The 6,003-nt window shown below is 71.9% G+C and carries 4 protein-coding genes; all 4 read left to right on the forward strand.

The window, feature by feature from the left end; all coding sequences use genetic code 11:
- Positions 1-715: 715 nt before the first annotated feature.
- The 4 genes from ACIF6L_RS14585 (at position 716) to ACIF6L_RS14600 (ending at position 5,847) form a co-directional block, all read left to right on the forward strand.
- Complete coding sequence (locus tag ACIF6L_RS14585; protein ID WP_396487148.1) at positions 716-1,669, forward strand: carbohydrate ABC transporter permease; 954 nt, start codon at positions 716-718, stop codon at positions 1,667-1,669.
- Entirely contained in the window at positions 1,666-2,562 is an 897-nt protein-coding gene (locus ACIF6L_RS14590) for a carbohydrate ABC transporter permease (protein WP_329491603.1), read from the forward strand. Before ACIF6L_RS14585 ends, ACIF6L_RS14590 begins: the two co-directional genes overlap by 4 nt.
- Positions 2,563-2,618: 56 nt before the next feature.
- Positions 2,619-3,959 (forward strand): ABC transporter substrate-binding protein, encoded by a 1,341-nt coding sequence (locus tag ACIF6L_RS14595; RefSeq protein ID WP_396487150.1) that lies wholly within the window; start codon positions 2,619-2,621, stop codon positions 3,957-3,959.
- Positions 3,960-4,095: 136 nt separating this feature from the next.
- Entirely contained in the window at positions 4,096-5,847 is a 1,752-nt protein-coding gene (locus tag ACIF6L_RS14600) for a beta-galactosidase (RefSeq protein ID WP_396487662.1), read from the forward strand.
- Positions 5,848-6,003: the final 156 nt, after the last annotated feature.

Below are 6,003 nucleotides of genomic sequence, written 5' to 3' on the forward strand. Positions count from 1 at the left end.
TAGGTGATCGAGATCTTCCCGGAGACCGGCGCCACCGAGGCGTCGCCCGACTTCACGGACTCCTGACCGGTCGAACAGGCGGTGGCCAGGCCCAGCGTGAGGAGGAGACCGGCGGCGCCGGCGGCCCGGCTGCCATGGGTACGGAACATGGGGACGCTCCTTAGCGCGGGTACCGGGTCGGTGCCCGCACGGTGGTGTGGGGGGAGGGGGCGGGACCGCGAACGGCCCACCGGGTGCAGCGGCGGAGGCGCGACGGGGCGCCACCGGGAAAGCGGGCAAAGACGGCGAGGCGAGATCAGCAATAACGCTCAAAACTCAACATGTTCAAACGCGTTGGAACAATGACACTCGCCGCCCGTGCGGGCGTCAAGCTGGTAAACCGACTGATACGCGGTCGTAATCTTCTCCACCCCGCGCCGACACCTCCCCGGGGCGGAATCCGGTGGGCCGACAGCCCCCCGACAGGCACCCCCGAGGGGGCGGCGAACCGGCCACCCCGGCCACCGGAACCCCTCCTGACCAGGGCGGACATCCGCCCACCGGGCAGGTGTCGACTCCCCCGGCCCGGCCGCACGCACCAGCCGCCGCAGGCCTGCTGGCGGTTCATCACGAAGCCGCATCACGCCGGTACAGGCCCTTGACTCCCCCGCCATCAGCGGTCAAGACTCAACGCCAGCTTCATGTTGGCGTAAACATCGGCCGTGAAGGGCACCCCGTGAGCACGTCGCAACTCCCCGCCCCACCCGCCCCCGTCGTCCGGCCCCCGGGCCGGCCCCGTCCACAGCTGCGTTCGAGCCGGCGCGGTCACGGGTCCTTCGGCTATGTCTTCTTCGCCCCGTTCCTGATCGTGTTCGTGATCGGCATCGCGGCCCCCCTGGGCTACGCCGCCTACCTGAGCTTCTTCCAGGACCGGCTGGTCGGCGGCAACGTCTTCGTGGGGTTCGACAACTACACCCGCGCCCTGGGGGACGAGCTCTTCCGGACCGGGCTGTGGCGGGTCACCCTCTTCCTGGTCGTCCAGGTCCCGCTGATGCTGCTGCTCGCCCTGCTGGCGGCGCTGGCCATCGACAGCGGACGGCTTCGCTGGCCCGGGCTGTTCCGGATCGGCATCTTCGTCCCGTACGCCGTCCCGGCCGTCGTGGCCTCGCTGATGTGGGGCTACCTGTACGGCGACCGCTTCGGGCTGATCCACCAGATCGGCGACGCCCTGCACACCGACGTGCCCCGCCTGCTCGGCGGCACGTGGATGCTCGCCTCCATCGGCAACGTCGTGACCTGGGAGTACGTGGGCTACAACATGCTCATCCTGTACGCGGCCCTGCGGACCGTGCCGCAGGAGCTCTACGAGGCCGCCGAGGTCGACGGCGCGGGCGCGATCCGTACGGCCTGGAGCATCAAACTCCCCGCGCTGCGGCCCGCGCTGGCCCTGGCCACCGTCTTCTCGATCATCGGGACCTTCCAGCTCTTCAACGAGCCGAACGTCCTGCAGTCCCTCGCCCCGGACGTCATCTCCACCAGCTACACGCCCAACATGTACGCCTACAACCTGGCCTTCAACGGCCAGCAGTTCAACTACTCGGCGGCCGTCGCCGTGCTCCTGGGCGGAGTGACCGCAGTGGTCGCCTACGCCGTGCAGGCCCGGTCGATGCGAAAGGAACAGAGCCTGTGAGCGCGAACACCACCAGCGGCCGGGCGGGGCGGGGGCGCAGGCGTTCCAGCACGGCGCTCACCGTGGCCATGGGCCTGATGCTGGTCTACGCCCTGCTGCCGCTGCTGTGGCTGCTGATGTCCAGCACGAAGGACACCGGCTCGCTGACCACCGGGTTCGGGCTCTGGTTCGGCCGCGACTTCCACTTCTTCGACAACATCCACGCCGTCCTGACCTACGACCACGGCATCTACCTGCGCTGGTTCGCCAACACCCTGCTGTACGCCGTCGTGGGCGCGGGCGGAGCCGCCTTCATCTCCACCGCGGCCGGCTACGCCCTGGCCAAGTACCGCTTCCGGGGCCGCACCGCGCTGGCCGCGATCGTCCTGGGCGCCGTCGCGATCCCCGGGACGGCGCTGGCCGTGCCGACCTACCTGCTGTTCAGCAAGGTCGGCATCGTGGACACCCCCTGGGCCGTCCTGCTGCCGTCCCTGGCCAGCCCGTTCGGCGTCTACCTGATGCGGGTCTACGCCCTCGGCGCCGTCCCGGACTCGATGCTGGAGGCCGCCCGCATCGACGGGTCCGGCGAGCTGCGCACCTTCTTCACCATCTCGCTGCGCCTGCTCGCGCCCGGATTCGTCACGGTGCTGCTGTTCTCCCTCGTGGCGACCTGGAACAACTACTTCCTGCCGCTGATCGTGCTCAGCGACCCGCAGTGGTTCCCCCTCACCGTCGGCCTCAACCAGTGGAACTCGCTGGCGACCGGCGCGGCCGGCAGCGGTGCCACCACCACCGGCTTCTACCCGCTCGTCATCACCGGCAGCGTGCTGGCGATCGTCCCGCTCGTCGTCGCCTTCCTGTTCCTCCAGCGGTTCTGGCAGTCCGGCCTGGCCGCCGGCAGCGTCAAGGAATGACGCCCCCCGCTCCCGCCCCGCCCACCCCGCCCCACCTCCCGGCAAGGAAACCCGCCATGACCCCTGCGCACTCCACCCCGCGCCGCAGACTGCTCGCGCTCGTGCCCGCCGCCGCGCTGGCCCTGACCCTGACCGCCTGCAGCTCCTCGGGCGGCGGCGAGGCCACGCCCGCCGACCCGGCGAAGGCCCTGGACACGCCCACCACGCTCACCTTCTGGACGTGGGCCCCCAACATGGACAAGACGGTCGCGCTCTTCGAGCAGAAGTACCCGAAGATCAAGGTCGACATCGTCAACGCCGGCCAGTCGGCGACCGAGTACACCAAGCTCCAGACCGCCGTGAAGGCCGGCAGCGGCGGCCCCGACGTCGCCCAGGTCGAGTACTTCGCGCTGCCCGAACTCGCCCTGTCCAAGCGGCTGGTGAACCTCAAGGACTACGGCGCCGCCGCCCTGGAGAGCAAGTTCGCGGCCTCCGCCTGGTCCCAGGTGGCCATCGCCGACGGCGTCTACGCCATCCCGCAGGACACCGGCCCGATGGCGATGTTCTACAACAAGAAGATCCTCGACGAGCTGAAGATCGAACCCCCCAAGACCTGGGCCGAGTTCGAGGCCGCGGCCGTCAAGATCAAGGCGTCCGACCCGAAGCGGTTCATCACCTCCATCGACCCCGGCGACGCCGGCGGCGTGGACAGCCTGATCTGGCAGGCCGGCGGCCGCCCGTTCCAGCAGACCGACTCCACCTCGGTCACCGTCAAGCTCCAGGACGCCGGCGCCAGGAAGACCGCCGACCTGTGGACCTCCCTGATCAACCGCAAGCTCGTCGACACCGCCCCGGGGTGGACCAACGAGTGGTGGCAGTCGATGGGCAGCGGCCAGTACGCCATGTGGATCATCGGCGCCTGGGCCCCCGGCAACATCGCCTCCACCATCCCGGACACCGCGGCCGACTGGCGCGCCGCGCCCATCCCGCAGTGGAGCGCGAGCGAGAACGTCTCCTCCGAGAACGGCGGCTCCTCCGTCGCGGTGACCAGCAGCAGCAAGAACAAGGCCGCCGCCGCGGCCTTCGCGATCTGGCTGAACTCCGACCCGCAGGCCGTCCGTTCGCTCTCCGCCAACGGCCTCTTCCCGGCGACCGACGAGCTGCTCAAGGACCCGGCCTTCCTCGACCAGCCGGTGCAGGGCCTCGGCGGCCAGAAGGCCAACCAGGTCTTCGCCGACTCCTCCGCCGCCGTCGCCAAGGGCTGGCAGTACCTGCCCTACCAGCTGTACGCCAACTCGGTCTTCAAGGACACCGTCGGCCCGAACATCTCGACCGACATCAACACCGGCCTGAGCGCCTGGCAGAAGCGCATCACCGACTACGGCAACCAGCAGGGCTTCAAGGTCACCGCGCCGTGACCCGCCGTCGGCGCGGGCGTCCCGGGCGGTCCACCGCCCGCGCCCGCGCCGGCCGGTGACGAACCCGCCCGGACCGGCCGACCGGACCTCGCCGGCCGGTCCGCGCACCCACCTCTTCCAGGAGCAGCAGCACACCATGCCCGTCCTGCAGATCCACGACGAGGGGTTCACCCTCGACGGCCAGCCGCTGCGGATCATCTCCGGCGGCCTCCACTACTTCCGCGTCCACCCGGGCCACTGGGCCGACCGCCTGCGCAAGGCCCGCCTGATGGGCCTCAACACGGTGGAGACCTACGTCCCCTGGAACCTCCACCAGCCGCGCCCGGACGAGTTCCGCCTCGACGCCGGGCTGGACCTGCCGGCCTTCCTCGACCTGGCCGCCGCCGAGGGGCTGCACGTCCTGCTCCGCCCCGGCCCCTACATCTGCGCGGAGTGGGAGGGCGGCGGGCTGCCGTCCTGGCTCCTCGCCGATCCCGACATCCTGCTGCGCAGCCAGGACCCGCGCTACCTCGCCGCGGTGGAGGACTTCTTCGAGCGGCTGCTGACGCCGCTGCGCCGGCACCTGTCGACCAACGGCGGCCCGGTGCTGGCCGTGCAGGTCGAGAACGAGTTCGGCGCCTACGACGGCGACACCGCCCACCTGGCGCACCTCGCCGCCACGCTGCGACGCTGCGGCGTCGACGTGCCGCTGTTCACCTGCGACCAGCCCGGCGACGTCGTCCGCGGCGCCCTGCCCGGGACCCTGGCCACGGCCAACTTCGGCAGCCGCTCCGCGCAGGGCCTGGCCGCCCTGCGCGCCCACCAGAGCACCGGCCCGTTGATGAGCACCGAGTTCTGGATCGGCTGGTTCGACCGCTGGGGCGGCCACCACGTGGTCCGCGACCCCGCCCAGGCCGCCGAGGAGCTGGACACCGTGCTGGCCACCGGCGCCTCCGTCAACCTGTACATGTTCCACGGCGGCACCAGCTTCGGGTTCACCAACGGCGCCAACGACAAGCACACCTACCGGCCCACCGTCACCTCCTACGACTACGACGCCCCGCTGGACGAGGCCGGTGACCCCACCGAGAAGTACGAGGCGTTCCGCCAGGTCATCGCCAAGTACGCCCCCGTGCCGGCCGAGCCGGTGCCCGCGCGGGCACCGAAGATCGGTCCCCTCACCGTCGAACTGACCTCCTGCGCACCGCTGTTCGCCAACCTTCCGGCGCTGGGCGAGGCGGTGCGGGCCGAACGGCCGCTCACCATGGAGCAGCTCGGCCAGGACTTCGGCTTCGTCCTCTACGAGACCGTCCTGCCCGCCGCGGGGCCGGTCCTGCTGGAGGCGGAGACGGTGCGGGACCGGGCCCAGGTGTTCGTGGACGGCCAGCCGGTCGGGGTGCTGGAGCGCGAGCGGCACGAGCGGGCGATCGCGTTCACCGCGCCGCGCGCGGGCGCCGTCCTGAGCCTGCTGGTGGAGAACCAGGGCCGGGTCAACTACGGCCCGGGCATCCACGACCGCAAGGGCCTGCTGGGCCGGGTGCTGCTGGACGGCGCCGAGGCGGCCGGCTGGACCAGCCGGCCGCTGCCGCTGAGCAGCCTCGACGCGCTGCCCTTCACCGAGGACGCGGGCACCCAGGTCGGTCCGGCCTTCCACCGCGGCACCGTGCGGCTGGCCGAGGCCGGCGACACCTTCGTCCACCTGCCGGGCTGGACGAAGGGCAACGTCTGGGTCAACGGTTTCCACCTCGGCCGTTACTGGTCGCGGGGGCCGCAGCGCTCGCTGTTCGTGCCCGGCCCCGTCCTGCGCCCGGGGGCGAACGAGATCACCGTGCTGGAACTGCACGCCGCCCACCGCGCCCGCAGCGTGGAGCTGCGCGAGCACGCCGACCTCGGGCCGACCGAGGAGTAGGGCGCGACCGGACCGCGGCGGGGGGGGGGGGGGGGGGGGGGGCGCCCCCCCCCCCCCCCCGGGGGGGGGGGGGGGCGCCCGCGCCCCCCCCCCCCCCCCCCCCGCCGTGACCCAGGCGCCCGGCCCGGCGGCGCGGAGGGCGTCGGCGAGGGCGAG

The organism is Kitasatospora sp. NPDC086009, assembly GCF_044540385.1.
In the GTDB taxonomy this organism is placed as follows: Bacteria; Actinomycetota; Actinomycetes; order Streptomycetales; family Streptomycetaceae; genus Kitasatospora.